Annotated in this window: 26 protein-coding genes and 1 other annotated feature; all 26 genes read left to right on the top strand. The window is 28.5% G+C overall.

Features of this window, described 5'->3' with window-relative positions:
* Positions 1 to 22: 22 nt before the first annotated feature.
* The 26 genes from BET03_RS02035 to BET03_RS01910 all read left to right on the top strand — a co-directional run bounded on the left by BET03_RS02035 (position 23) and on the right by BET03_RS01910 (position 25253).
* The gene (locus tag BET03_RS02035; RefSeq protein WP_120166712.1) at positions 23 to 1360 is read left to right on the top strand and encodes a replication-associated recombination protein A; all 1338 of its coding nucleotides are present in this window, start codon (positions 23 to 25) and stop codon (positions 1358 to 1360) included.
* A 74-nt stretch (positions 1361 to 1434) separates the two neighbouring features.
* The gene (locus BET03_RS02030; protein ID WP_120166710.1) at positions 1435 to 2724 is read left to right on the top strand and encodes a putative DNA modification/repair radical SAM protein; all 1290 of its coding nucleotides are present in this window, start codon (positions 1435 to 1437) and stop codon (positions 2722 to 2724) included.
* A 16-nt stretch (positions 2725 to 2740) separates the two neighbouring features.
* Positions 2741 to 3517: a TIGR03915 family putative DNA repair protein gene (locus tag BET03_RS02025; protein WP_120166708.1), complete on the top strand. Its 777-nt coding sequence runs from the start codon at positions 2741 to 2743 to the stop codon at positions 3515 to 3517.
* Entirely contained in the window at positions 3505 to 5469 is a 1965-nt protein-coding gene (locus BET03_RS02020) for a molybdopterin-dependent oxidoreductase (RefSeq protein ID WP_120166706.1), read from the top strand. Before BET03_RS02025 ends, BET03_RS02020 begins: the two co-directional genes overlap by 13 nt.
* A 211-nt stretch (positions 5470 to 5680) precedes the next feature.
* A complete protein-coding gene (locus BET03_RS02015; RefSeq protein WP_120166704.1) occupies positions 5681 to 6130 on the top strand; it encodes an RrF2 family transcriptional regulator in 450 nt (149 codons plus the stop codon).
* Positions 6131 to 6176: 46 nt separating this feature from the next.
* Positions 6177 to 7352, top strand: a complete 1176-nt coding sequence (gene nifS, locus BET03_RS02010) for a cysteine desulfurase NifS (RefSeq protein ID WP_120166702.1) — start codon at positions 6177 to 6179, stop codon at positions 7350 to 7352.
* A 4-nt stretch (positions 7353 to 7356) separates the two neighbouring features.
* On the top strand, positions 7357 to 7779 hold the full coding sequence (gene nifU, locus BET03_RS02005; RefSeq protein ID WP_120166700.1) for a Fe-S cluster assembly scaffold protein NifU: 423 nt from the start codon (positions 7357 to 7359) through the stop codon (positions 7777 to 7779).
* Between the two features lie 310 nt (positions 7780 to 8089).
* Positions 8090 to 8620 carry a PRC-barrel domain-containing protein gene (locus BET03_RS02000; protein ID WP_120166698.1) on the top strand — a complete coding sequence of 177 codons (531 nt, stop codon included), beginning with the start codon at positions 8090 to 8092 and terminating at the stop codon, positions 8618 to 8620.
* Positions 8621 to 8673: 53 nt separating this feature from the next.
* Positions 8674 to 8832, top strand: coding sequence for a YtxH domain-containing protein (locus BET03_RS01995; protein WP_120166696.1), 159 nt, complete (start codon positions 8674 to 8676; stop codon positions 8830 to 8832).
* A gap of 49 nt (positions 8833 to 8881) precedes the next feature.
* Positions 8882 to 10060 (top strand): AI-2E family transporter, encoded by a 1179-nt coding sequence (locus BET03_RS01990; protein ID WP_120167022.1) that lies wholly within the window; start codon positions 8882 to 8884, stop codon positions 10058 to 10060.
* A 64-nt stretch (positions 10061 to 10124) separates the two neighbouring features.
* Positions 10125 to 10331: a binding site (T-box leader), on the top strand.
* 80 nt (positions 10332 to 10411) lie between these two features.
* Positions 10412 to 13051, top strand: coding sequence for an alanine--tRNA ligase (gene alaS / locus BET03_RS01985; RefSeq protein WP_120166693.1), 2640 nt, complete (start codon positions 10412 to 10414; stop codon positions 13049 to 13051).
* A gap of 112 nt (positions 13052 to 13163) precedes the next feature.
* Complete coding sequence (locus BET03_RS01980) at positions 13164 to 13412, top strand: IreB family regulatory phosphoprotein (RefSeq protein ID WP_279230310.1); 249 nt, start codon at positions 13164 to 13166, stop codon at positions 13410 to 13412.
* Between the two features lie 10 nt (positions 13413 to 13422).
* The gene (locus tag BET03_RS01975) at positions 13423 to 15600 is read left to right on the top strand and encodes a hypothetical protein (protein WP_120166689.1); all 2178 of its coding nucleotides are present in this window, start codon (positions 13423 to 13425) and stop codon (positions 15598 to 15600) included.
* The gene (locus BET03_RS01970) at positions 15597 to 16547 is read left to right on the top strand and encodes an aldo/keto reductase (RefSeq protein WP_120166687.1); all 951 of its coding nucleotides are present in this window, start codon (positions 15597 to 15599) and stop codon (positions 16545 to 16547) included. The genes BET03_RS01975 and BET03_RS01970 overlap by 4 nt, the downstream gene beginning before the upstream one ends.
* A 12-nt stretch (positions 16548 to 16559) precedes the next feature.
* A complete protein-coding gene (gene ruvX, locus BET03_RS01965; protein WP_120166685.1) occupies positions 16560 to 16973 on the top strand; it encodes a Holliday junction resolvase RuvX in 414 nt (137 codons plus the stop codon).
* Between the two features lie 13 nt (positions 16974 to 16986).
* Positions 16987 to 17241 carry a DUF1292 domain-containing protein gene (locus tag BET03_RS01960; RefSeq protein ID WP_120166683.1) on the top strand — a complete coding sequence of 85 codons (255 nt, stop codon included), beginning with the start codon at positions 16987 to 16989 and terminating at the stop codon, positions 17239 to 17241.
* Between the two features lie 20 nt (positions 17242 to 17261).
* Positions 17262 to 17963, top strand: a complete 702-nt coding sequence (sfsA, locus tag BET03_RS01955; protein WP_120166681.1) for a DNA/RNA nuclease SfsA — start codon at positions 17262 to 17264, stop codon at positions 17961 to 17963.
* Positions 17964 to 18063: 100 nt separating this feature from the next.
* Positions 18064 to 18504 carry a Fur family transcriptional regulator gene (locus tag BET03_RS01950; RefSeq protein WP_120166678.1) on the top strand — a complete coding sequence of 147 codons (441 nt, stop codon included), beginning with the start codon at positions 18064 to 18066 and terminating at the stop codon, positions 18502 to 18504.
* A 146-nt stretch (positions 18505 to 18650) separates the two neighbouring features.
* A complete protein-coding gene (locus BET03_RS01945) occupies positions 18651 to 20315 on the top strand; it encodes a ribonuclease J (RefSeq protein ID WP_120166676.1) in 1665 nt (554 codons plus the stop codon).
* 56 nt (positions 20316 to 20371) lie between these two features.
* Complete coding sequence (locus BET03_RS01940) at positions 20372 to 20683, top strand: LysO family transporter (RefSeq protein WP_120166674.1); 312 nt, start codon at positions 20372 to 20374, stop codon at positions 20681 to 20683.
* A 7-nt stretch (positions 20684 to 20690) separates the two neighbouring features.
* Positions 20691 to 21263 carry a LysO family transporter gene (locus tag BET03_RS01935; protein ID WP_279230309.1) on the top strand — a complete coding sequence of 191 codons (573 nt, stop codon included), beginning with the start codon at positions 20691 to 20693 and terminating at the stop codon, positions 21261 to 21263.
* Positions 21264 to 21320: 57 nt separating this feature from the next.
* On the top strand, positions 21321 to 21668 hold the full coding sequence (locus tag BET03_RS01930) for a YlbF/YmcA family competence regulator (protein WP_120166670.1): 348 nt from the start codon (positions 21321 to 21323) through the stop codon (positions 21666 to 21668).
* 24 nt (positions 21669 to 21692) lie between these two features.
* Positions 21693 to 22163 (top strand): QueT transporter family protein, encoded by a 471-nt coding sequence (locus tag BET03_RS01925; RefSeq protein WP_120166668.1) that lies wholly within the window; start codon positions 21693 to 21695, stop codon positions 22161 to 22163.
* A 105-nt stretch (positions 22164 to 22268) separates the two neighbouring features.
* A complete protein-coding gene (gene mltG / locus BET03_RS01920; RefSeq protein WP_120166666.1) occupies positions 22269 to 23288 on the top strand; it encodes an endolytic transglycosylase MltG in 1020 nt (339 codons plus the stop codon).
* A gap of 82 nt (positions 23289 to 23370) precedes the next feature.
* Positions 23371 to 24027, top strand: a complete 657-nt coding sequence (locus BET03_RS01915; RefSeq protein ID WP_120166664.1) for an O-methyltransferase — start codon at positions 23371 to 23373, stop codon at positions 24025 to 24027.
* Positions 24024 to 25253 carry a peptidase U32 family protein gene (locus BET03_RS01910; RefSeq protein WP_120166662.1) on the top strand — a complete coding sequence of 410 codons (1230 nt, stop codon included), beginning with the start codon at positions 24024 to 24026 and terminating at the stop codon, positions 25251 to 25253. The genes BET03_RS01915 and BET03_RS01910 overlap by 4 nt, the downstream gene beginning before the upstream one ends.

The following is a 25253-nucleotide window of genomic DNA, read 5'->3' as shown; positions in this document are numbered from 1 at the left end:
TAAATGAAAAGGTGGTGGGATATTGGACTTATTTAGTTTAACTGCAGAAGAAAATATTAAAAAGAAAGCTCCATTAGCAGAAAGGATGAGACCAAATACTTTAGAAGATTTTGTGGGACAAGAACATATTATTGGAAAGGGAAAATTACTCTATAGAGCAATTGTAGCTGATAGATTAGGTTCTATTATTTTCTATGGTCCACCTGGAACTGGAAAGACAACATTGGCTAAAATAATTGCTAATAAAACTGAAAACTATTTTGAAAAATTAAACGCTGTGACATCAGGTGTAAAGGATATTAGAGAAGTAATAAAAAAAGCTAAAGAAAGATTAGGAATGTATAATAAAAGAACAATTTTATTTATTGATGAGATTCACAGGTTTAATAAATCTCAACAGGATGCCCTTTTACCCTATGTAGAAAATGGAACAATTATACTTATTGGGGCAACAACCGAAAATCCATATTTTGAAGTTAACAAGGCCTTAATTTCTAGGTCAATGATATTTAGACTTAAGTCTTTAAGTAAAGATGATGTTAAAAAAATTATTATTAGAGCCCTACAAGACCGGGAAAAAGGATTAGGCATGTTTGAAGTAAATATTGATGATGAAACTATTGAGTTTTTTGCTAATATTTCAAATGGAGATGCAAGAATAGCTTTGAATGGATTAGAATTAGCCGTATTGACTACAGAACCAGATGAAAAGGGAAAAATTAATATTACTCTAGATATTGCTCAAGAAAGTGTTCAGAAGAGGGCTATAAAATATGAAAAAAACGGTAGTGAACATTATGATACTGTGTCTGCATTTATTAAAAGTATGAGGGGTTCAGATCCTGATGCTACATTATATTGGATGGCAAAAATGATTTATGCCGGAGAAGATCCAAAGTTTATTGCAAGGAGAATAATTATTTGTGCCTCTGAAGATGTTGGCAATGCAGATCCAAATGCATTAAATATAGCTGTGTCTGCCTACCATGCACTTGATTTTATAGGAATGCCTGAAGGTAGAATACCTTTAGCACAAGCTGCTGTTTATGTAGCATGTGCACCTAAAAGTAATGCAAGTTATAAGGGAATTAATAAAGCGTTAGAATATGTTGAAAAATTTAAAACAGGAAAAGTACCGCCCCATTTAATGGATTTTACAAAGAAGAAGCTAAAAAAGGAATTAGGTAAAGAGAATACAGATAACTCTACTTACTTATATCCACATAATTATCCTAATTCTTATGTAAAGCAACAATACTTACCAGATAATATGGTAAATGCTAAATTTTATAATCCAACTAATAATGGTTATGAAAAAAGATTAAAACTAAGGCTTAAAAAGTTAAAACATAACGATTAAGGGAACATATGTTTGCGAAATTCTGGTTATTGTGGTAAAATAATTATCACACTTATAATTTTGGGGTGGTTCAAATGGAACTTTTAGATAAATTAAAAATTTTGGCAGATGCAGCAAAATATGATGTTTCCTGTTCATCAAGTGGTAGTAAAAGAAAAAATAATAAGGGAATTGGCAATACATATCATAGTGGGATATGTCACAGTTGGTCAGCAGATGGTAGATGTATATCACTTCTAAAAATTCTATTTACAAACTTTTGTATATATGATTGTGCATATTGCATAAATAGGGTAACAAATGATATCCTAAGGGCTACCTTTACTCCAGATGAAATAGTTGATCTTACCATAAATTTTTATCAAAGAAATTATATAGAAGGTCTATTTCTAAGTTCAGCTATTCTTAAGAGTCCTAACTATACAATGGAATTATTATTAGAAACAGTAAAAAAGCTTAGAGATGAGAAAAAATTTAATGGATACATACATTTAAAAGTTATACCCGGGGCAGACCCTATACTTATAGAGTCGGCAGGAAAATATGTTGATAGGTTAAGCGTAAATGTTGAATTACCTTCTAACAGGGATCTTAAACTATTAGCCCCGCAAAAGAAGAGAGAATCTATTATCAAACCAATGGGAGCAATCAGTAATAAAATTAAAGAAAAAAGAGAAGAAGTAAGAAAGTACAAAAATGCATCAAAATTTGTTCCAGCAGGTCAGACTACTCAAATGATTGTAGGTGCTACTGAAGATACTGATCTTAATATTCTTAGACTTACTGAAATCCTCTACAAACAATTTAGGTTAAAAAGAGTTTATTACTCTGCATATGTACCTGTATCAAAGCACCCTAATTTACCAAGCATTTCAACTCCACCTTTATTGAGAGAGCACAGATTATATCAAGCTGACTGGCTTTTACGTTTTTACGGATTTAAAGCAAACGAGCTTCTTTATAGTTCTAAACCCTATTTTAACGTACACCTTGACCCTAAATCTGATTGGGCTTTAAAAAATATTCATCTCTTTCCCGTTGAAATTAATAAAGCTAGTTATGAAATGCTATTAAGAGTACCTGGGTTAGGAATTAGGTCAGCTAAAAGAATTGTTACTGCTAGAAAGATGAATTCTTTAAATTATGAAGACCTTAAGAGAATAGGTGTTGTATTAAAAAGAGCTAAATATTTTATAACATGTAAAGGTAAGTATTATGGGCCAAAGAATGTAAATATAGACAAAATAAGAGGAATGTTAATAGGTAATAACTACAATTTAAAATATAAGACTTCTGAAGGTCAACAGATTTCAATGTTTAACTTATATCCTAGTGTTTTAAAAAACATGATAGTTATTCTATAATAACGGGGGAGCTATAATGATTTACTATATATACGATGGCAGCTTTGATGGACTATTAACAGCAATTTATGAGTCATATTATAGAAGAGAAAATCCTGTAAAAATTTTTGCTGAAAATGACTTTCAGCAAAACTTGTTTATTCCTAAAGTACATATAAAAACTCATAAGAAAAAAGCAGAAAGAGTGTATAATTCAATTAGAGAAAAAGTATCTCGAAATGCTTTAAGAAACATATTTTATGCATATTTATCAGAATTACCTAATGTTGGAACATGGATATATGATTATATTAAGTTGGGTTTTAAGGTTAAAGAAGATATAGATAAATATTTATCAGATAAAAGAGTCTCAAAGATACATAAAATAGCCCAAAGGGTTAGGCATGAAAGACATTTAATTCTTGGATTAATAAGATTTAAAAAGCTTGAAAATAATATATATTATTCTCAAATAGAACCCAAGTATAATATTATAGGTCTTGTATCACCACATTTTGCTAAACGGTTTTCTGATCAATACTGGATAATTCACGATGTAAAAAGGAAAATTGGTTCCATATATAATAAAAAAGAATGGATAATTAAAGATATTAGCTCCATTAAAGAAGCAATAAAGTATGATAAAAATGAGTTACTATATCAAAAGCTTTGGGTAGAATATTTTATTAATATTGCTATTAAAGATAGGATTAATCCTAAATTACAAATGAAAAACATGCCTAAAAGATATTGGGGTTATCTTACTGAGAAAGCCTATAATAGTAAGGAAGGAGTTAGAACATGCAAGTTGTAAATCATGGATGTACTTTAGACTGTTGGGACTTGTGCAAATTTAAAGTCTATATAGATAATGGGAAAGTTGTAAAAATTGAAGGAGATAAGGGGCATCCTTATACTAAGGGAATTATATGTGTTAAGGGAAAAAAGCATTTAGAAAGGCTATATCATAAAAATAGAAAATATAGTCCTATGTTTAAGAAAAATGGGAAGTGGATTGAGATAACATTTAATGAGGCCCTAGAATTAATTAGTAAGAAGTTAAGGAATTATAAAGAGAAATTTGGCTCTAGCTCTATACTTCACTATTTTGAGTCTGGATCAGGTGGTGTGTTAAAAAGTATTGAAAATATTTTTTTTAACTTTTTAGGGGGAATAACTTTACCTAAGGGTAGCCTATGCTGGGGAGCAGGTATACAAGCCCAGAAATACGATTTCGGAGATATAAAGGGACATACGTTAGATGATATATTAAACTCTAAAAATATAATAATTTGGGGTAGAAATCCAGCAAACACATCTATCCATTTAATGTACATGTTAAAGAAAGCTAAAAAGAAAGGAAAAAGAATCATAGTTATTGATCCGATATATACTGATACTGCTAAAATTGCTGATACATATATCAGAATAAATCCTTCAACTGATGGTGCTTTAGCTATGGCAATTACAAAAATTATAATTGAAGAAAAGCTTTATAATGAAAGTTTTGTAAGAAACTATATTAAAGGTTTTAAAGAGTATAATAATTACCTAAAAACTCTTGATTTAGACTATCTATCAGATGAGACAGGTGTAGGTATAGAAATAATAAGAAAATTAGCATATTTGTATACCCAAAAGGGTCCTTCAACTACTTATATTGGTTATGGATTACAAAGATATAAAAATGGTGGCAATACCGTGAGAGCAATTGATGCCTTAGCATCTATTTCTGGTAATATAGGAATAGAAGGTGGAGGAGTTAATTATGCAAATAGGGTCTATCCAGATATTTTAAATCTTGATCCCTATAATAGCTTAAAATATGCTCATAATACAAGATATTTTAATGTATCAAATTTTTATAATTTTATAATAAAAGAAGATAATCCTCCCATTAAAGCAATGTTTATAACAAAAGCCAATCCTTTAACACAAATGCCTAATTTAAATAAAGTAAAATTAGCATTTGAAAAAATAGATTTTAAAGTATGTATAGACCTTTTTATGACTGATACGGCGAATGAATGTGATCTATTTATTCCTTGTACTAATACATTAGAAAGTGAAGATATAGTTTTTTCTTCAATGAATAATCCTTACATTATATACAATGAGAAAGCAGTTGAACCCAAAAATAAACTAATGGATGAATATTATTTTTTTCAAGAATTATCTAAGAAAATGGATATTAAAGAATATCCTCTTGTTTCTAAGAAAGAATATCTTAACAAAGTAATTGAGCCTTTAAAAGAAATAAATATAGATTTAGAAAAAATAAAAGAGGGTAAAATAACAATTCAAACTGAAAAAGTAGCCTGGAAAAATTTAGAATTTAAAACACCTTCCAAAAAAATAGAAATATATTCTGAGAAAGCAAAAGGAGATGGACTAAGTCCACTCCCCGTTTACAATAAGCAAACTAATAATAAAATAAGATTAATTACTAGCCATCCTAGGGATTCATTATTCTCTCAACATTTTATGGATGTTAAAGGAATTACAAAGGCATATTTAAATAGTAATTTAGCTAAGAGCTACGATTTAAAAGACAACGAAAAAGTAACCTTAAAGTCAAAAAATGGAGAAATTAAGGTCCAAGTAATTATAAAAGATAATATTCCTGATAATATAATTCATATGTATATAGGCTGGTGGCATAAACATGGAGCTCCAAATTTTTTAACTAATAACATTTCATCAGATATGGGAGGACAAATCGCTTTTAATGATACATTTGTTGAAATTATAAAAAATAATAACTAAAAATTATATTTATATGTATAAACTAAGAGAAAAATTTTAAAAATATATTTATGTAAAACATTTGTGTCCGCTTAAGCGGACAATTTTTATTAGATTTATTAATATTTATTAATAAACTTTATGTTAATGAATGTTGACAAGTTTACTAGGGTATATTATACTTAAAATAGAATCCCAAGTAAATTACTAGGAATTATAAAGAGGTGGTCTAATGAAATTATCTACGAAGGGAAGATATGGACTAAGAGCTATGTTTGAGTTAGCCAAGTATTATGGGAAAGGACCAATACCTTTAAGAAATATTGCTAATAAACAGAGTGTATCTGATAACTATCTTGAACAGTTAATTGCTGTTTTAAAAAAAGAGGGATTAGTGAATAGTGTTAGAGGGGCACAAGGTGGATATATGTTAGCAAAGCAGCCAAAAGAAATAACCGTTGGTGAAATTTTAAGAGCTTTAGAAGGAAATATAGCTCCGACAGATTGTGCAGTAGAAGATGAAGAATTTACTTGTGAAAGGGAAAAGCACTGTGTAACTAAGGTTGTATGGGTTAAAATAAGAGATAGTGTTAATGAAGTTATTGATTCTATAACTTTACAAGATATGATTGATGAAGAAAAAAAACTAAGTAATAATGATGGGTATATGTATTATATATAAGTATTGCAAATTTTTCTAATGAGTTATATAATGGGAGGGGATATCAATGGCAACAAAGGTTTACATGGATTACGCTGCAACAACACCGGTTAAAAAAGAAGTCCTAGACTCTATGATACCATATTATACAGAAAAATATGGTAATCCTTCTAGTGTGTATAGTTTAGGAAGAGAATCTAGAAAAACAATAGATGAGTCTAGGGAAAAAATAGCAAATATATTAGGTGCAAATCCTAAAGAAATTTATTTCACTAGTGGAGGTTCAGAAGCAGATAACTGGGCTATTAAGGCTGTAGCCATGGCTAATAAGGATAAAGGTAATCATATTATTACAAGTAAAATAGAACACCATGCTGTACTTCATACTTGTGAGTACTTAGAGAAACATGGTTTTGAAGTAACATACTTAGATGTAGACGAATATGGAATGGTTGATTTAGAACAGCTTAAAAAATCTATAACAGATAAAACAATCCTTATTTCTATAATGTTTGCAAATAATGAAATAGGTACAATACAGCCTATAAAAGAAATTGGACAAATAGCAAGAGAAAAAGGAGTATATTTCCATACAGATGCTGTTCAAGCAGTGGGAAATGTTAAAATTGATGTTAATGAGTTAAATATTGATATGATGTCAATGTCAGCACATAAGATTTATGGCCCTAAGGGAATAGGTGCGTTATATATTAAAAAAGGTGTAAAAATTGACCCACATATACATGGTGGGGCACAAGAACGAAAAAGAAGAGCTGGTACTGAAAATGTAGCAGGTATTGTTGGATTTGCTAAAGCAATGGAGTTAGCATATGAAAATCTTGAAGAACATATTAGTAAATTAACAAAACTAAGAGATAAATTAATAAATGATGTAAAAAATAAAATTGATTATGTAAGATTAAATGGACATCCAGAAAAAAGACTACCAGGAAATGCTAGCTTTTGTATTGAATTTATTGAAGGTGAAGCATTACTACTAAATTTAGATATGGCTGGTATTGCAGCATCTAGTGGTTCAGCATGTACTTCAGGTTCATTGGACCCATCCCATGTTTTGATGGCTATAGGACTTCCACATGAAATAGCACATGGATCTTTAAGACTTACTTTGGGTGATTTTACTACAGAAAAAGATGTAGACTATGTTGTAGAAAAATTAGTTGAAATAGTCGATAGATTAAGACAAATGTCACCGTTATATGAAAAAGTAAAGGGGGTATAAAAAAATGTATTCAGAAAAAGTAATGGATCACTTTACTAATCCAAGAAATGTTGGAGAAATAAAAAATGCTGACGGAATTGGAGAAGTTGGAAATCCTAAGTGTGGAGATATAATGAAAATGTATTTAAAAATAGAGGATGGGGTTATTACAGATGTTAAATTTAAAACATTTGGTTGTGGTGCAGCAATTGCTACTTCAAGTATGGCTACTGAATTAGTGAAAGGTAAAACTATTGAAGAAGCTTTAAAAGTTACCAATAAAAGAGTTGCTGAAGAACTAGGTGGTTTACCTTCTGCTAAGCTTCATTGTTCATTGCTAGCAGAACAAGCAATTAAAGCAGCTTTACTTGATTATGCTAAAAAGAATAATATAGAAATAGAGGAATTAAAAGATTTCGATCCGAATGAAGATCCACATCATCATTAAAAAAGCTACTGAACGCAGTAGCTTTTTTAATATTTATACTATTTAAATAAAAATTTTCTCAATAGTAGACTAAACTGAATTTCCTATAAGTTAGATGATTAGTAAAAAATTTTTATATTGGAAAATTAACCACATTATGATTTAAAAATTATTTTTTGGGAATAAAATTAAAGAAGAAAGTTAGTAAAAAATTCAAATATATAATAGCTATTAAAATTGGAAATACTATTTATTAAATATATAAAATCTTTCTTAAAACAAAAGATAGATTTTGTAAAAACATAAATAAAATAAAAAGAGGGATATTCAAGTGATAAAGGGAAGTCATATTGATAATCTTCCTATATTTGATAAAATTAATGGCAATAAAATTGCTTTAGCAAAGGGCAAAATTTTTTCAAAGGAAAGTAATGAGTTACTAGCCATATTAGTTTCAGAAAAAAGCTATTTTAAAGATGCAAAAATTATAAGATTTGAAAATATAAATAAAATAGGGAGAGATTTCATATATGTTGAAAACAGTAATGTTATAGAAAATGCTAAAGATTATCCAGAAATAATGGAAGCTATAGATGAGAATGATAATGTAATTGGAGAAGAGGTTTTAACAGAAGACGGTGAAAGCCTAGGAATTGTACTTGATGTTGTTATTGATGAATTAAGTGGTGAAGTTAAGGGATTTATACTAACTGATGGGTTAATTGAAGATATAGTTAATGGTAGAAATATTATTCCTTATGCTGATAATATAAAGCTTGGTGAAAATTCAATTGTTATAGAAGGTAAAATTACAGATAATATTGTGAAAAACAAGGAAGATTACAATAATCTTCTAGGATAGAAGGAGTAAATATACCCAAAACTAAGTATAAAACCCTAAAAGGAGTGAAAAACTTGAATGGTAAGTTTGTACAGGGAATTGTAACAGGAAGTTTAATTGGTGCAACAGCTAGTATGTATGCTATGAGTAAAATGAGCCCTAGACAAAGAAGAAAAATGATGAAAAAAGGTAGAAAGCTATTAATAAATATGATGAGCAATATGGGTGTTTAAAAAAAGGGCAGCATTGCTGCCTTTTGGTACTTATGGGGGTGCATATAAAATGGAATATTTGTTGACTTTAAGTTATTATTTAAGATCTTTTTTTCTTACTGCAATTTTAGGTATATTAATATATTTTGTAATAAATATTGGTAACAGTTATATTGAACCTGAAAAGAGATTTAAAATAACAAAAAAACAGATTATTTATTTTGTTATAAGTTTAATTCTTATTATTATATTCTATAAAATGTATAAAAAATCAGCTGGACTACTTCAATTATTATATCCTTTCATTTTTGCCATAATATTTGCTTATTTATTAAATCCCCTTGTTAATAGATTAGAAAATAAGGGAATTTCTAGGGTTTTTGGAATTCTGATTGTATATGTACTTTTAATAGGTATCGTTTTAGTAATATCATTTTCCATTTTTCCTAAAATAGCAAATGAATTCAAAAAACTTGTTGAAGTTTTACCTACATATTTTAATCAATTATATGACTTTTTTAATAATATGTACATAAGATATTCAGAAAATATTGAGAATCTACCGCCTGAATTTCAAGCAGTAAAAAATATAGTTAGGGAAAATCTAAACACTATTCAGAATACTGTATTAAATTCTATTAGAAATCTTACTAATACAATAATTAATATGTTTTCAAGGATACTAAGCTTTATTATAATTCCTATTCTAACATTCTACTTTTTAAAGGATAAAGATGTATTTAAGAAAAAACTTTTTCTAATATTACCAAAACCTTATAGAACTGATGTTGTAAAAGTTACAAGAGAAATTGATTCTGTATTAGGTAAGTTTATTAGAGGACAGCTTATAGTAGCGGCTTTTGTTGGAATTTCAACTACAATTGGTTTACTTATACTTAAAGTTGATTTTGCATTAATAATTGGATTGATAGCTGGTATAGCAAATGTAATACCTTATTTTGGTCCAATAATAGGTGCAATTCCTGCTATAATATTTGCCTTTTTAGACAAACCTAGCAAAGTCCTTTGGGTTATAATACTTTTTACAGTTATACAACAAATAGAAAGCGGAATAATTTCACCAAAAGTAGTTGGCAAAAGTGTTGGTCTTCATCCTGTTATTGTAATATTATCTTTATTAATAGGAGGAAGTTTTTTTGGAGTCTTAGGAATGCTTTTAGCAGTACCAGTAGCAGTTATTATTAAAATTAGCTCGGCATTTATTGTTGAAAAATTGGTTAAATTATAAAATAAAAATAAAGATTGACAAAAAAATTAATTTTAATTATAATCCTAACTAAAGGTGAATAATTAAAAAGACAATGACGGGGAATAGTAAGTAACCTAACTCTTACAGAGAGAATACCCTAGGCTGGAAGGTATTCAGAGATTAGTTACTGAAGCAGCCCCTAAGTTGAGACCTTGAACTTTTAGTAGAGGTCTACGGTTGGAACCGTTATATCAATTAAGAGGCTGGTAACAGTAAATAGGGTGGTACCGCGGGTAATCTCGTCCCTAAGTTAGGGGACGAGTTTTTTATTAAAGACGATAAATTACTGGTTACATATACGAAAAAATAAAAATGAAAGGAGTAAAAAATATGAAAAAGCTAGGATTACATGAAATTAGAAAAGAATTTCTAAGTTTTTTTCAAGAAAAAGAACATTTAGTATTACCAAGTTTTTCATTAGTACCAAAAAATGATAAAAGTTTGTTATTAATAAATGCAGGTATGGCTCCATTAAAACCATATTTTACAGGTATAGAAGAGCCACCAAAACGAAGAGTAGTTACCTGTCAGAAGTGTGTTAGGACTGGAGACATTGAAAATGTTGGTAAAACTGCAAGACACGCAACTTTTTTTGAAATGCTTGGAAACTTTTCATTTGGAGATTATTTTAAAAAAGAATCAATTAAATGGGCATGGGAATTTATGACAGAACGTTTAGAAATACCTGTAGAAAAATTATGGATATCTATATATAAAGATGACGATGAAGCCTATGAAATATGGAATAAAGAGATAGGAGTTAGTGAAGATAAAATAGTTAGGCTAGGAAAAGATGATAACTTTTGGGAACTAGAAATCGGCCCATGTGGTCCATGTTCTGAAATTTATGTAGATAGAGGAGCAGAATACGGTTGTGAAAATGAAGATTGTAAGCCAGGTTGTGATTGTGATAGATATGTAGAAGTATGGAATCTAGTTTTTTCACAATATGATAAAGATGAAAAGGGAAATTATAATCCACTACCAAACCCAAATATCGATACTGGAATGGGACTAGAGAGAATTACTGTAGTATTACAAGATGCTGATAATATTTTTGAAATTGAACCAATAAAAAGTATAGTAAAGAGAGTTGAAAAAATCTGTCAAGTTAAATATGGTACTGATAATAAAACAGACGTTTCAATTAGAATTATAACTGACCACATAAGGGCTATAACATTTATGGTTTCTGATGGAATTATTCCAAGTAATGAAGGAAGAGGTTATGTACTTAGAAGATTAATAAGAAGAGCAGCTAGACATGGGAAATTAATAGGTATTAAAGAAAACTTTTTATATGACTTAGTAGATGAAGTAATTAAAGGTTGGAAAGAAATTTATCCTGAACTCTCAGAAAAGCGTGAACAAATAAGAAAAATTGTTAAAATTGAAGAAGAAAAGTTTGAGGAAACTATTGATCAGGGAATAAATATATTAAAAGAACATATTGAAAAATTAAAAAAAGAAAAAACGAATATTTTAGATGGTAATACTGCATTTAAACTTTATGATACATATGGTTTTCCATTAGAGCTAACAAAAGAAATACTTGAAGAAGAAGGAATTAAAGTTGATGAAGAAGGTTTTAATACAGAAATGGAGAAACAAAGAGAGAGAGCGAGAAAGGCTAGGGAAAAAGAAGATAAAAATGCATGGAAATTAGATTTTACGGCGGAATTAGGTAATCTTAAAACAAATTTCATTGGATATGATAAATTAGTGTCTAATTCAAAGGTTTTAGCACTAATTAATAATGAAGAAACTGTAGATGAATTAGTGGAAGGGAATAATGGTATCATTATCTTAGATAAAACACCTTTCTATCCAGAAGGTGGTGGACAAATAGGGGATATTGGAACAATAGAAAACGATGAATTTAAAGCAATAGTTAATGATACTAAAAAGGAGAATGAAAATTTAATTTTACATTATGTAAAAGTTCTTGAAGGGAAAATTTCGGTAAATGATTTAGTTAAAGCTAATGTAAACGTTGAGAAAAGAAAGAATACAGCTAGAAATCACTCAGCAACTCACTTACTTCATAAAACACTTAAAGATGTATTAGGTTCACATGTTAATCAGGCAGGTTCGTTAGTTGAGCCTAATAGGCTTAGATTTGACTTTACTCACTTTGAGGGTATAAGTAAAGATGAATTAAATAAAATAGAAGATATAGTAAATAAAAAAATACTTGAAGGATTAAACGTTGAGGCTATAGAAACATCATTAGATGAGGCTAAAAAAATGGGTGCTACAGCACTGTTCGATGAAAAGTATGCAGAAGATGTAAGGGTAATAAAAATGGGAGATTACAGTATGGAATTATGTGGAGGAACCCATGTAAAGAACACAAGTGAGATAGGCTTGTTTAAAATTATTAGTGAATCTGGTATTTCTTCAGGGGTAAGGAGAATAGAAGCAATTACTGGAAAAATGTTGTACGAGTATTTATTAGATATAAATGAAAAGCTAGAAAAGTTAACTAGGATATTGAAAACTAATGAAAAAGATATAGTAGATCGAGTAGAAATTTTAAACAAAGAGAATAAAGTTCTTCAAAAAGAGGTTGATAGATTAAAATCTAAGTTAGCTTCATCTAAAATAGATGATATAATAAAAGAAGCAAAGGAAATTTTAGGAATCAAAGTTATATCTAAAAAAATAGAAGGAATGGATGCAAATAGTTTAAGGGATTTAGGAGATAAGATTAAAAATAAAATGGATTCAGTACTTGTAGTATTAGGAACAGTTAATAATGGTAAAGTATTGTTCATTTCAATGGCATCAAAGGATTTAGTTTCAAAGGGTATTCATGCTGGAAATATAATAAGAGAAGTTGCTAAAATAACAAAAGGAGGCGGTGGAGGAAGACCTGATATGGCTCAAGCAGGTGGTAAAGATCCATCAATGTTAGATAAGGCATTAAATAGTGTTGAGAATATTGTAAAATGTCAAATAAAGGCATAAATTCTTAGGTAATATTAACAGTAGAAAACTCTAGTTTTCTACTGTTAATATTATAATAATATGATGAATATTTATTATAATATATTGAAATTATAAATAAGGAGGAATAATTATGAATAATGAGACTATGAAGTTTACAGTTAATAAGGAAAATATGAATGAAGCAAAAGAAATAATTTTTAATGTATATAAAGCTCTGAAAGAAAAAGGTTATAATCCTATAAATCAAATGGTTGGCTATATTTTATCAGGAGATCCAACTTATATAACTAGCCATAATAATGCTAGAACATTAATTAGAAAACTTGAAAGAGATGAATTATTAGAAGAGCTTTTAAAAAGCTATTTAGGTGAAAAATAGGAGGATATAATTGACTAAAATAACACCTAAGAAGATCTATATTGTAACTTTAATTTTAATTATTAATTTAATAATTTTAAACACTAGATCTTATGCTGAAGAGCAAGTAGAGAAAAATGTATATGTAGTTATTATTAATAGATTAACTTTAAATGATCTTAGTTATATAAAGACATTAGATAAGCTTTGTAAAGATGGAAGCATTGGACTTATGAACACTAGAGGTTCTAATGGTTATTATGGTGCAGATGGGTATATAACTCTGAATACATCCTCTAGGGCCTGGGCAAGCAACAATACATCCTTATTTGTAAATCTTGATAAAAGCAATAATAAAATAGTTTATAAAAGAAGAACTGGTAGAAACAGCAATAATTTCCAAATTGGCAATCTTAACATTAATAAATTATTAGAAGCTAATAAAGATGAAAAATATAGTCCTTATATTGGCGCATTAGGAGATACTTTACATAAATATAGGCATAAGACAGCAGTATTTGGCAATTCAGATACTGCTGATACTTTTGTTAGGACAAATTGTCTTATTGCAATGGATAGTAAAGGTTTAATAGACTTTGGAAATGTAGATACCATATTGATTGAAGATAACACATATCCTTTTGGAATTAAAACAGATTTCAGTAAAATAATAAAAGAAATCAAAGAAATTAGAAAAAAAGCTTCCCTTATAGTTATTGAAACTGGGGATTTAAATAGACTTGAATTTTATGAAAACAATTTAAGTTATGATATGTATCTCTATCATAGAACAAGAATTTTAAAAGATATAGATAACTTTTTAAAAGATTTAATAAAGATAATAAAAAAAGAGAATTCCTTAATGATATTTATAAGCCCTAATAGTCCTAATACAAAATTAAAAGAAGGCAATAAATTAACTCCAATTATTTTCTTTGGACAAGGAATAAAAAAGGGGTTATTATACTCAGATACAACAAGGAGAAAGGGTATTGTTGCTAATATTGATATTGCACCCACAATTTCAAATTATTTAGGCATTAATTCTAGTTTATATTCAGGTAATCCTATAAAAATAATAAAAGATGATAATAATAAAGCTTACATAGATTTTTTGAATAGGATAACGAAATTTGTTTCGAAAATAAGGCCGCAGACTTTGAATATATATTCAATTTTTACAATCATAATATTAATAATATCAGCTACAATAATGTTTTATTATAAATATTTTAAATCTAGAATTAAAAAAATATCTTTACTATTACTTATTGTTATAACTATACCAATAGTATTGCATATAGTCTCAATTTTTAGACATTACACAATTAATAAATTTATTATATATACAATGGTATTATTTTTAGTTATATTTTCTGCTATTTTATTAATTAAAGATAAATATAGACTAGTATTTGTTTTAGGGGTTACATACTTTACCATTCTTTTAGATATTTTACTAAATTCAAAATTAACTAAATATTCAGTGTTTGGTTATGATCCAATTATTGGTGCAAGATATTTTGGAATTGGTAATGAACTGGTAGGTGTTTTACTACCTACAGGAATAATATTTTTAGGTTTAATAATAGATAAAATAAAAAGGAAATACTTTATTCTGCTAATAAGTATTTTAACAATACTTGTTGTAGCACATCCCAATTTAGGTGCTAATTTTGGAGGGACTATTACAATAGCTTTTGCTAACTTTTGTTTTTTAATAAAAATACAAGAAAAAAGCTTAAATTATAGAAATCTCTTCTTAACAATAAGTTTGATATTTTTTATAATACTTTTAATGGGTGGTATTGACCTTACAATTAATCCTAATCCAACACATCTAGGTAAAGCTTTAAGCTTATTAATTAATAAAGGGCCTTTTGCTTTAACAAATATTGTATCAAGAAAATTAAATATGAATATTAAACTTATTGGAACTTCAATTTGGACAAAAGTTATATTTACGAATATTATAATACTTAGTATAATGTTAATATATTTAAATAATATTTTAAAAGAGATGATAAACAATAATAAATTTTTTAGTTATAGTATTATAAGTGGAATTATTGGTAGTTTAGCAGGATTTCTTATGAATGATTCGGGTATTTTATTAGCTGCGATTGCAAGCTTATATATATCTACTTCTGTTATGTATGTTACAATAGGATATGTAGTAAAAAGATGCACTAAGGAAGTGGGAAAATGAAATATACATATTTAGGGAATACTAACATAAAGGTTTCTAAACTTTGCTTTGGATCATTAACAATTGGACCATTACAACGTAATTTTTCTTTAGATAAAGGTGCAGAAATTATTAGATATGGAATTAATAATGGTATAAATTTTATAGATACTGCAGAATTGTATGAAACATATTCATATATATCTAAGGCTTTAAAAGGAATTAATAGAGAAAAGGTAGTTATAGCTACAAAATCATACTCATATTCAAAAAAAACTGCACAAGAGAGTTTAAATAAAGCCTTAAAGGAATTGAATACAGACTATATAGACATTTTTTTATTGCATGAACAGGAAAGCGAGCTTACTATAAAAGGTCACTATGAAGCTATAGAGTATTTTATTAATGCTAAGAAAAAAGGATTAATAAGGAGTATTGGAATTTCAACCCATAGAGTTGAAGGAGTTTTAGCTGCCAATAAGTTTTCTGAAATTGAAGTAATTCATCCTATTATAAATATTAAAGGTATAGGTATTCAAGATGGGACAAGAGATGACATGCTTAAAGCAATTAAAAAAGCCTATGATATGGGAAAAGGAATATATGGAATGAAGCCATTAGGTGGTGGTCATTTAATTAATAATGTTGAAAAAGCATTTAATTACGTCAATAATATTAAATATATTCACTCTATAGCGGTTGGTATGCAATCATTTGATGAAGTTGATGGGAATATCAAATTAGTGGAAACAGGCAAGATACCTGAAACTATTAAAGAAAAATTAAGACAAAGAAAGCGTAGACTACTTATTCATGATTGGTGCGTAGGTTGTGGTAAATGTGCTGAAGTATGTAAACATGGAGGATTAAGTATTATTAATAATAAGGCTACACCGAATTATGAAAAGTGTATTTTTTGTGGGTATTGTGCTAATTATTGTCCAGAATTTTGTATTAAGGTAATATGATAGGAGGTTATTATGGAAAGAATAATGGGATTAGACGTGGGAGATAAGACTATAGGTGTTGCAGTCAGTGACCCACTTGGAATTACAGCTCAAGGAATTACTACAATTAATAGAAAAAATTTAGAAGAAGATATATATAAAATTAAAGAATTAGTAGAAAAATATAATGTAGAAACAATAGTAGTTGGACTACCTAAAAATATGAATAATACGATTGGCCTACAAGGAGAAAAAGTCTTAAAATTTGCAGATTTAATTAGAGAAAAGATAGACTGTAATATTGTTTTACAAGATGAGAGATTAACTACAGTATCAGCTGAAAAATCTCTTATACAAGCTGATATTTCTCGAAAAAAAAGAAAAAAAGTAATTGACAAAGTGGCAGCTACTTATATTTTACAGTTATATTTAGAAAAAAACAGATAGGAAGGTGAAAAAAATGAAAGAAGAAAATGAAAAAATTGTATTATTAGATGAAAATGGAAAGGAGCATGTTTTTAAAAATCCATTTAAATTTAGTATAGAAGATAGAGAATATGTTGCTCTTATATCAGATGAAAATGAAGAAGATGTGTATATATTAAAAATAGATTATGATGAAAATGGAAAAATGGTTTTAGCAAATATTGAAGACAAATCAGAATTTGATGACGCTGTAGCAGTATATGAAGCAATTACTGAAGATATGGTATAATGCATAGTGGAGTTGATTAGATGGATATATCTATTAAAGGGGATATTCAAGAGGCTTTTTTTATAAAAAGATTAAACAGATTTGTAGCTAAAATATTAGTAAATAATAAAATAGAATTTGCACATGTTCCTAATACTGGGAGAATGAAAGAATTACTGATTAAAGATAGGAAGGTTTTAGTTAGAAAAGTAGAAGATAAAAATAGAAAAACAAAATATGATTTACTAATGGTATTTTATAAAGATACCTTAGTAGCTATAGATTCTAGGTTACCTAATAAAATTTTATATAAGGCATTTTATAATAAACAATTGCCATATTTTAAAGATTATGTTGAGGTAAAGAAAGAAATTAATTTTGGAAAAAGCAGATTCGATATTGGCCTTGTAAATAGAAAAAATATAGTATTAATTGAGGCTAAATGTGTAACCCTTGTTGAGAATAATATCGCTAAGTTTCCAGATGCCCCTACGGAGAGGGGTACAAAGCATATAAAGGAAATTATAAAGGCTTCAAGTGAAGGATTCGGTACAGGGATATTTTTTATTATTCAAAGGAATGATGCTAAATTTTTTTCACCCAACTGGGAACTTGACTCTAAATTTTCAGAAGCTCTTAAGGAAGCTAATGATAGAGGAGTTTTGATTAAGGCAATAACATGTAATATAAATAAAGAAAAAATGTCATTAAATGAAGAAATCCCTATAATATTAGAACAATAATATATGGATAAAAATGGAATGAATATCAATTTACTATTTGACTTTTCCATAATATAGTTATAGACTATAATATGAAAAACAAGTAAAGCAGGTGAAAAGAATGAAGACTTCCTTTATAGAAGATGTAAAAGCAAAATTAAAGGAAAAAGGATATAAACTAACTACACAAAGAAGGGTTATTATTGATGTTATTTTAGAAAATCAAGGTAACCATTTAAGTCCTGAAGAAATATATTCTAAAGTTAAGGATAAATATCCAGAAATTGGTTTAGCTACAGTATATAGAACTTTACAATTATTAGAGGAGTTAAATGTTATTTATAAGCTAAATTTTAATGATGGATGTAATAGATATGAAATCAATAGTGGTAATGATTACCACCATCATCATCATTTAATATGCTTAAATTGTGGTAAGGTTATAGAAGTTAAACTTGATCTATTAGAAGATTTAGAAGAAAAGATAGAAAAAGAAGGGGATTTTAAGATAGTAGACCATAATGTTAAATTTTTTGGGTATTGTAATGAGTGTAAAAAATAAATCCCATATATGGGATTTATTTTTTACGTAATCTTTAATTAGCATATACTAACATTAGGAATAAACTAATATAAATATGATATTAGTTTTTATAATAAAAACAATGAAAAAATTTATATATAAACGGATAAGAGGAGAGTGGTAAGGTGCCAAGAAAATTATCAAAACTAAAAATAATCCCTTTAGGAGGATTATATGAAATAGGAAAAAATATAACTGTAATTGAGTATGAGAATGATATAATTATTGTTGATTGCGGTATAATTTTTCCAGAAGATGAAATGTTAGGAATAGATGTTGTAATTCCTGATATATCTTATTTAATGAAAAATAGGGATAAGATAAAGGGAATATTTTTAACACATGGACATGAGGACCATATAGGGGCTCTACCTTATATTTTAAAGAAAATAAGAGCACCAATATATGGTACTAAGTTTACAATAGGTCTTGTTGAAAATAAACTGCAAGAACATAAAATAAATAATGTTAAATTAAATGTAGTAAAACCTGGAAACTGGATAAAACAAGGTTGCTTCAAAATAGAATTTATAAGTACAAACCATAGTATTCCTGACTCAGTTGCACTAGCTATACATACTCCTGTTGGTACGGTTGTCCATACAGGTGATTTTAAAATAGATTATACTCCTATTAATGGAGAAATTATTGATTTACATAAATTTGCTGAATTAGGCAAAAAGGGCGTACTTGTTTTAATGGCTGATAGTACTAATGTAGAAAGACCGGGTTATACTATGTCAGAAAGAACTGTAGGTGAAACGTTTAAGGACATATTTGCAGAAGCAAAACGAAGAATATTAGTAGCAACTTTTGCTTCAAACATTCACAGAATACAGCAGGTAATTGATGCTGCAGTATTATTTGATAGAAAAGTTGCTGTATCTGGTAGAAGTATGGTTAATGCTGTAAATGTAGCATATGAGTTAGGGTACTTAAGAATTCCAGATGGCACTCTAATTGATATAAACGATATTGACCAATATCCAGATAATAAAATTGTCATAATAACAACGGGAAGTCAAGGGGAACCAATGTCAGCATTGGCAAGAATTGCATCATCAGGCCATAAAAAAGTGGAGCTTATGCCAGGGGATTTAGTAGTTATTTCAGCCACACCAATACCTGGCAATGAAAAAACTGTTGCCAAAGTAATAAATCAATTATTTAAGAGGGGAGCAGAAGTAATATATGAAGCATTAGCAGATGTCCATGTATCAGGACATGCAAAGCGTGAAGAATTAAAATTAATCCATTCATTGTTAAAACCTAAATTCTTTATTCCTGTGCATGGAGAATATAGACATTTAAAGCAACATGCACAGTTAGCCCAAGAACTAGGAATGCCCGAAGAGAATGTTTTTATAGCAGAAAATGGTTCTGTTATTGAATTTACAAAAAACAGTGGCAAAATTACCCATACTGTTAATGCTGGTAATATTTTAGTTGACGGTTTAGGTATTGGTGATGTTGGAAATATTGTCTTAAGAGATAGAAAACATCTTTCCGAAGATGGATTGATAGTTGTTGTAGTAACTATAAGTAAAGAAAATGGAGAAATTCTTGCAGGACCTGACATTATTTCTAGAGGTTTTGTCTATGTGAGAGAGTCAGAAGATCTAATGGAAGAAGCTAAAGAGGTTGTTAGAGAAGCACTAATTGAGTGTGAAAAGAATAGAATTACCGATTGGGCAACTTTAAAATCCAGTATAAAGGATACTTTAAGAAGTTATATTTATGGGAAAATAAAAAGGAATCCAATGATATTACCAATAATTATGGAAGTATAAACTTAGAAGTCGTAGTCTAGATGCTGCGACTTCTATTTAGATAAGGGGAGTTTTTCATGGGGTTTAGGTTAGCATTATATTTAATAATTCTATTAATAGGTGTAATTATAGGAAGTAAAAATATTATAAACAAAAAAATTGGTAATAGTTTAGACAAAATTCAAAAAGTCTGTTTATTATTCCTATTATTCATAATGGGAATACGTATAGGTATTGATGATAGAGTGGTTTCAAATTTTTTAAAACTTGGATTTAAAGCTATATTGATTTCTATACTAGGAATAGTTCTTAGTGTATTTTTAGTAAAGTTAGTTAAAGATATTGTATTTAAGAAGAGTAAAGAGGTGAAAAATTGCCGTGAGTCTTAGTATAATAGTGTCTGTGGTTTTAGGTATTACTATGGGACTTTTAATGCCTGAGTATATATTTAATTATACAGATATAATTATTGATTTTGGCCTATGTTTACTATTATTTTTTGTTGGAATAGATATAGGTAGAAATAAAGGTGTTTTTAATGATATTAAGAAAATAGGGTTAAAAGTTTTATTAATTCCTATTATGATAATTATTGGTAGTATAAGTGGAAGTGTAATTGCAGGTTTTTTTGTTGGACTACCTGTTAATGAATCAAGTGCAGTTGGTGCAGGTTTTGGATGGTATTCTCTTTCTGCTATGCTTTTATCTGAATATTCTACTGAATTAAGTGCATTAGCCTTTATTTCAAATGTAGTTAGAGAGATTTTAGCAATTATCTTTATCCCAATTATAGCTAAATATATCGGTGATGTTGAAAGCGTAGCACCTGCAGGAGCTACAGCTATGGATACATCTCTTCCTATAATTTCGAAAGCAACAAATCCTGAAATTTCAATAATTGCATTTATTACTGGTGTAGTTCTTTCGTCATTAGTACCTATTTTAGTACCAATGTTAATAAATTTATAAAATTGAAATAACGGTTTATTAATTATTACATAAAATAAAATAATGGGAGGGATATTTATGAATGTTTATGATGAAGCTCATAGTTTAGCAAGAGCTATCAAAAATTCAAATGAATACAAAGAATATGTGAGAAGACAAAGAGAGGTTTTGAAGAATACTAAATTAAAAGAAATGGTACAAGATTTTAGAAGTAAAGCAATGGAAATACAAATGGCTCAAATGGGCGGCAAAAAAGTTGATGAAGAAAAAATTGAAAAGTTTAAGAAACTTGAGGAAGTAGTAACTTCAAATCCGGTTATTAATGAATTTTTTGCTGCTGAAATGAGATTTGCTCAGATGATGAATGATATATACAAAATATTAGGAGATACACTTGATGTAGATTTAGGAGTAAACGATAAATAATAAATTAAAAACAGGAGGATAAAAATGAATACAAAATACTTAGCAAAAGCAGGATTAATTGCTGCACTTTATGTTATTTTAGTAGCTTTAGAAATTCCATTTGGAACTTTAGCTTTTGGACCAGTACAGGTTAGAGTTGCAGAAGCATTAGCATTACTTCCATTGGTAGAATCAGCTGCAATTCCTGGATTATTTATTGGTTGTTTTGTTGCGAATTTTATATTAACTTTCTTTGCTCCATTTGGATTGATAGATGTAATTGGTGGTAGTTTGGTTACTTTGATTGCAGCATACTTAACAAGTAAAATGCCAAACAAAATATTGGGAACTTTGCCACCTGTAATTTTAAATGGGTTAATTGTTGGAATTTGGGTTTCTTATTTTACAAATTTTCCATATCATCTAACTGCATTGAGCATAGCGGCAGGTGAGTTAATTGCCGTAGGATTATTTGGAAATATTGCACTATATGCATTTAATAGGATTAAAAAATAAGTCCAGCTTGAAGCTGGGCTTAAATATTTTTGTACTAACTTGTAAAAAATTAAGTTAAGTTATATAATGATATAAGCAACATTTTGACAAAAAGGGGGAAAATTTGTGGCAAAGACCCTAAAAAAATTGATATTATTTTCATTCATATTATTAATAACATGTGGTGTATTAGGTTTTTCATATTTTAATAGTCAAATTAAACCTGTTGATCCATATAATATTGTAGAAAAGAAGATAGTAATTCCTAAAGGAAGTACAACTAATGATATAGCAAATTTATTAAATGAAAATAAATTAATAAGCAGTAAATTAATTTTTAAAATTCTTGCCAAAAAAGAGGGTAAGGATGGTAAATTAAAGGCAGGTAAATATAGTTTGAATAGTGGAATGTCAATGACAGAAATACTATATAAAATAGCAAAAGGAGATACAGATAAAGAAACAGTAACCTTTACTATTCCAGAAGGCTATGAACTTAAAGAAATTGCAGATAGATTAGCAAATCTAGGTTTAGTTAATAGAAAAGTATTTTTAGATTTAACTTCTAAAGTTAGTAATTTTTCTAATGAATATGAATTTCTTAAAAAAATACCTCAAAATATATCATTAGAAGGCTATCTTTTTCCTGATACATATGAGGTATTTAAAGATTCTAAGGAAGAAGAAATTATTAAAAAGATGCTAGATAGATTTGATGAAGTATACCAAACATTAATAAAAAAAGAAATTAAAAAATCTACACTTTCATTACATGAAATTATAACTTTAGCTTCTATCATAGAAAGGGAAGGTAAACTTGATAGTGAAAGAAAGCTAATATCAGCAGTATTTTATAATAGACTAAACAAAGGTTGGTACTTACAATCTTGTGCTACTGTACAGTATGTTTTAGGAGAAAGAAAGCAGAACTTGACTTATGATGATTTGAAAATTGACTCTAAATATAATACCTATTTATATAATGGTTTACCTCCAGGGCCTATCGCTTCACCAGGAAGTATGTCAATAGAAGCAGCTTTAAAACCTGCAGAAGTAGACTATCTATTTTTTGTATCAAATGGTGATGGGTCCCATACCTTTACTAAAAGTTTAAAGGAACATATTAATGCAAAAAATAAGAAATAATTATAGTATAATTACTAAATAATACGTGGTATAAGATAACCACGTATTATTTTTGCAACATTGTAAGTAAGGAGAGATTATGATGGGTAACATAAATAGAGATTATATAGAAAGCTATATTAGGGATCTTCTTCCCGAAACACCTCACTTCTTAAAAGATCTTGAAGTTTATGCTGAGGAAAATCATATACCGATAGTTCATCCAGAGGTAGCACAATTATTAAAGGTATTAATAATGATTAAAAAGCCGAAAAATATCCTTGAAGTTGGTACTGCTATTGGATATTCTGCTATTGTTATGGCTGAATCCATGGATAATTATGGAAATATAATAACTATTGAAAGAAGAGATGATATGGTTAAAATAGCAAGTGAAAACATTAAAAATAAAGGCTTTGATAAAAAAATTAAAATATTAAATGGAGATGCTCTAGATATCTTGCCAACATTAAACAAAAAATTTGATTTTATATTTTTAGATGCAGCAAAGGGAAAATACAAAGAGTTTTTGCCCTATTGTATAAACAATTTAGTTGATGGAGGAATACTAGTTTCAGATAATGTCTTATTTAGAGGTATGGTGGCAAATGATGATTTAGTAATAAGGCGTAAGAAGACTATTGTAAAAAGAATGAGGGAGTACCTACGATATATTTCTAACAAACCGAATCTTGAAACTAGCATTATTCCTATTGGCGATGGTGTAGCTTTAACATATAAAAAGGAGGAAAACCAATGAAAAAACCTGAATTATTAGCTCCAGCAGGAAATCTTGAAAAATTAAAAATGGCAATAATTTATGGTGCAGATGCAGTATATATAGGAGGAAAAAAGTTTGGGTTAAGAGCAAGTGCAAAGAATTTTACAATTGACCAGATGAAAGAAGGATTAAAATTTGCTCATGAAAGAGGTAAAAAGGTTTATGTAACACTAAATATAATCCCTCATAATGAAGATTTAAATGATTTACCTGAATATGTTAAAGAACTTGATGAATTAGGGGTAGATGCAGTCATAATATCAGATCCTGGAGTGCTTTCTATTGTTAAAGAAAATGCGCCGAATCTAGAAATACATCTAAGCACCCAAGCTAATACTACTAATTATAAATCAGCTAAATTTTGGTATAATCAAGGTATTAAGCGTATTATTACTGCTAGAGAGTTATCATTAAATGAAATTAAAGAAATTATTGCTAAAACACCTGAAGATTTAGAAGTTGAAGCTTTTGTACATGGTGCTATGTGCATATCTTACTCGGGGAGATGTCTTTTAAGTAATTATATGGCACATAGAGATGCTAATAGAGGGGAATGTGCTCATCCATGTAGATGGAAATATTTTCTTATGGAAGAAAAAAGACCAGGTGAATACTTCCCAGTTGTAGAAGATGAAAGGGGAACCTACATATTTAACTCTAAGGATTTGTGTATGTTAAAGCACATACCACAGCTTATTGAAGCTGGAATTTCAAGCTTTAAAATAGAGGGAAGAATGAAAAGTGCTTATTATGTTGCTACAGTAGTAAGAGCATATAGAATGGTTATTGATGAATATCTTGATAATTCAAATAATTATGTTTATAATGATATATGGCTTGAGGAAATTAAGAAGGCTAGTCATAGAGATTTTACTACAGGATTTTATTTTGGAAAACCTAAGGAAACAGAGCAGGTTTATACCAGTAGTTCATACATAAGAACCTATGATTTTACAGGTCTAATTTTAGATTATAATAATGAAACTTCAATTGCGACGGTAGAACAAAGGAACAGAATGTTTGTAGGTGATGATATTGAGATTTTTGGACCAAATAGGGAACATTTTAGTCAAAAGATAGAACAGATGTGGGATGAAAAGGGTAATGAAATTGATGTAGCCCCTCATCCTCAACAAATTATTAAAATTAAAACTGTAAAGCCCGTAAGACCTTGGGACATAATTAGGAAACCGAGAAAGGAATGA

Origin of the sequence: Thermohalobacter berrensis (assembly GCF_003609645.1) — a bacterium.
Lineage (GTDB): Bacteria > Bacillota > Clostridia > Tissierellales > Thermohalobacteraceae > Thermohalobacter > Thermohalobacter berrensis.
The sequence above is the reverse complement of the archived record's forward strand: the minus strand, read 5'-3'. Positions and strand labels throughout refer to the sequence as shown.

Coding starts and splice junctions, on each gene's coding strand:
- BET03_RS02020 (WP_120166706.1), top strand. CDS start 3,505: ATGCAAGTTGTAAATCATGGATGTACTTTAGACTGTTGGGACTTGTGC.
- BET03_RS01980 (WP_279230310.1), top strand. CDS start 13,164: ATGAATAATGAGACTATGAAGTTTACAGTTAATAAGGAAAATATGAAT.
- BET03_RS02030 (WP_120166710.1), top strand. CDS start 1,435: ATGGAACTTTTAGATAAATTAAAAATTTTGGCAGATGCAGCAAAATAT.
- alaS (WP_120166693.1), top strand. CDS start 10,412: ATGAAAAAGCTAGGATTACATGAAATTAGAAAAGAATTTCTAAGTTTT.
- BET03_RS01915 (WP_120166664.1), top strand. CDS start 23,371: ATGGGTAACATAAATAGAGATTATATAGAAAGCTATATTAGGGATCTT.
- nifS (WP_120166702.1), top strand. CDS start 6,177: ATGGCAACAAAGGTTTACATGGATTACGCTGCAACAACACCGGTTAAA.
- nifU (WP_120166700.1), top strand. CDS start 7,357: ATGTATTCAGAAAAAGTAATGGATCACTTTACTAATCCAAGAAATGTT.
- BET03_RS01910 (WP_120166662.1), top strand. CDS start 24,024: ATGAAAAAACCTGAATTATTAGCTCCAGCAGGAAATCTTGAAAAATTA.
- BET03_RS01950 (WP_120166678.1), top strand. CDS start 18,064: ATGAAGACTTCCTTTATAGAAGATGTAAAAGCAAAATTAAAGGAAAAA.
- BET03_RS01970 (WP_120166687.1), top strand. CDS start 15,597: ATGAAATATACATATTTAGGGAATACTAACATAAAGGTTTCTAAACTT.
- BET03_RS01990 (WP_120167022.1), top strand. CDS start 8,882: ATGGAATATTTGTTGACTTTAAGTTATTATTTAAGATCTTTTTTTCTT.
- BET03_RS01925 (WP_120166668.1), top strand. CDS start 21,693: ATGAATACAAAATACTTAGCAAAAGCAGGATTAATTGCTGCACTTTAT.
- BET03_RS01960 (WP_120166683.1), top strand. CDS start 16,987: ATGAAAGAAGAAAATGAAAAAATTGTATTATTAGATGAAAATGGAAAG.
- BET03_RS02015 (WP_120166704.1), top strand. CDS start 5,681: ATGAAATTATCTACGAAGGGAAGATATGGACTAAGAGCTATGTTTGAG.
- BET03_RS02025 (WP_120166708.1), top strand. CDS start 2,741: ATGATTTACTATATATACGATGGCAGCTTTGATGGACTATTAACAGCA.
- ruvX (WP_120166685.1), top strand. CDS start 16,560: ATGGAAAGAATAATGGGATTAGACGTGGGAGATAAGACTATAGGTGTT.
- sfsA (WP_120166681.1), top strand. CDS start 17,262: ATGGATATATCTATTAAAGGGGATATTCAAGAGGCTTTTTTTATAAAA.
- BET03_RS01930 (WP_120166670.1), top strand. CDS start 21,321: ATGAATGTTTATGATGAAGCTCATAGTTTAGCAAGAGCTATCAAAAAT.
- BET03_RS01940 (WP_120166674.1), top strand. CDS start 20,372: ATGGGGTTTAGGTTAGCATTATATTTAATAATTCTATTAATAGGTGTA.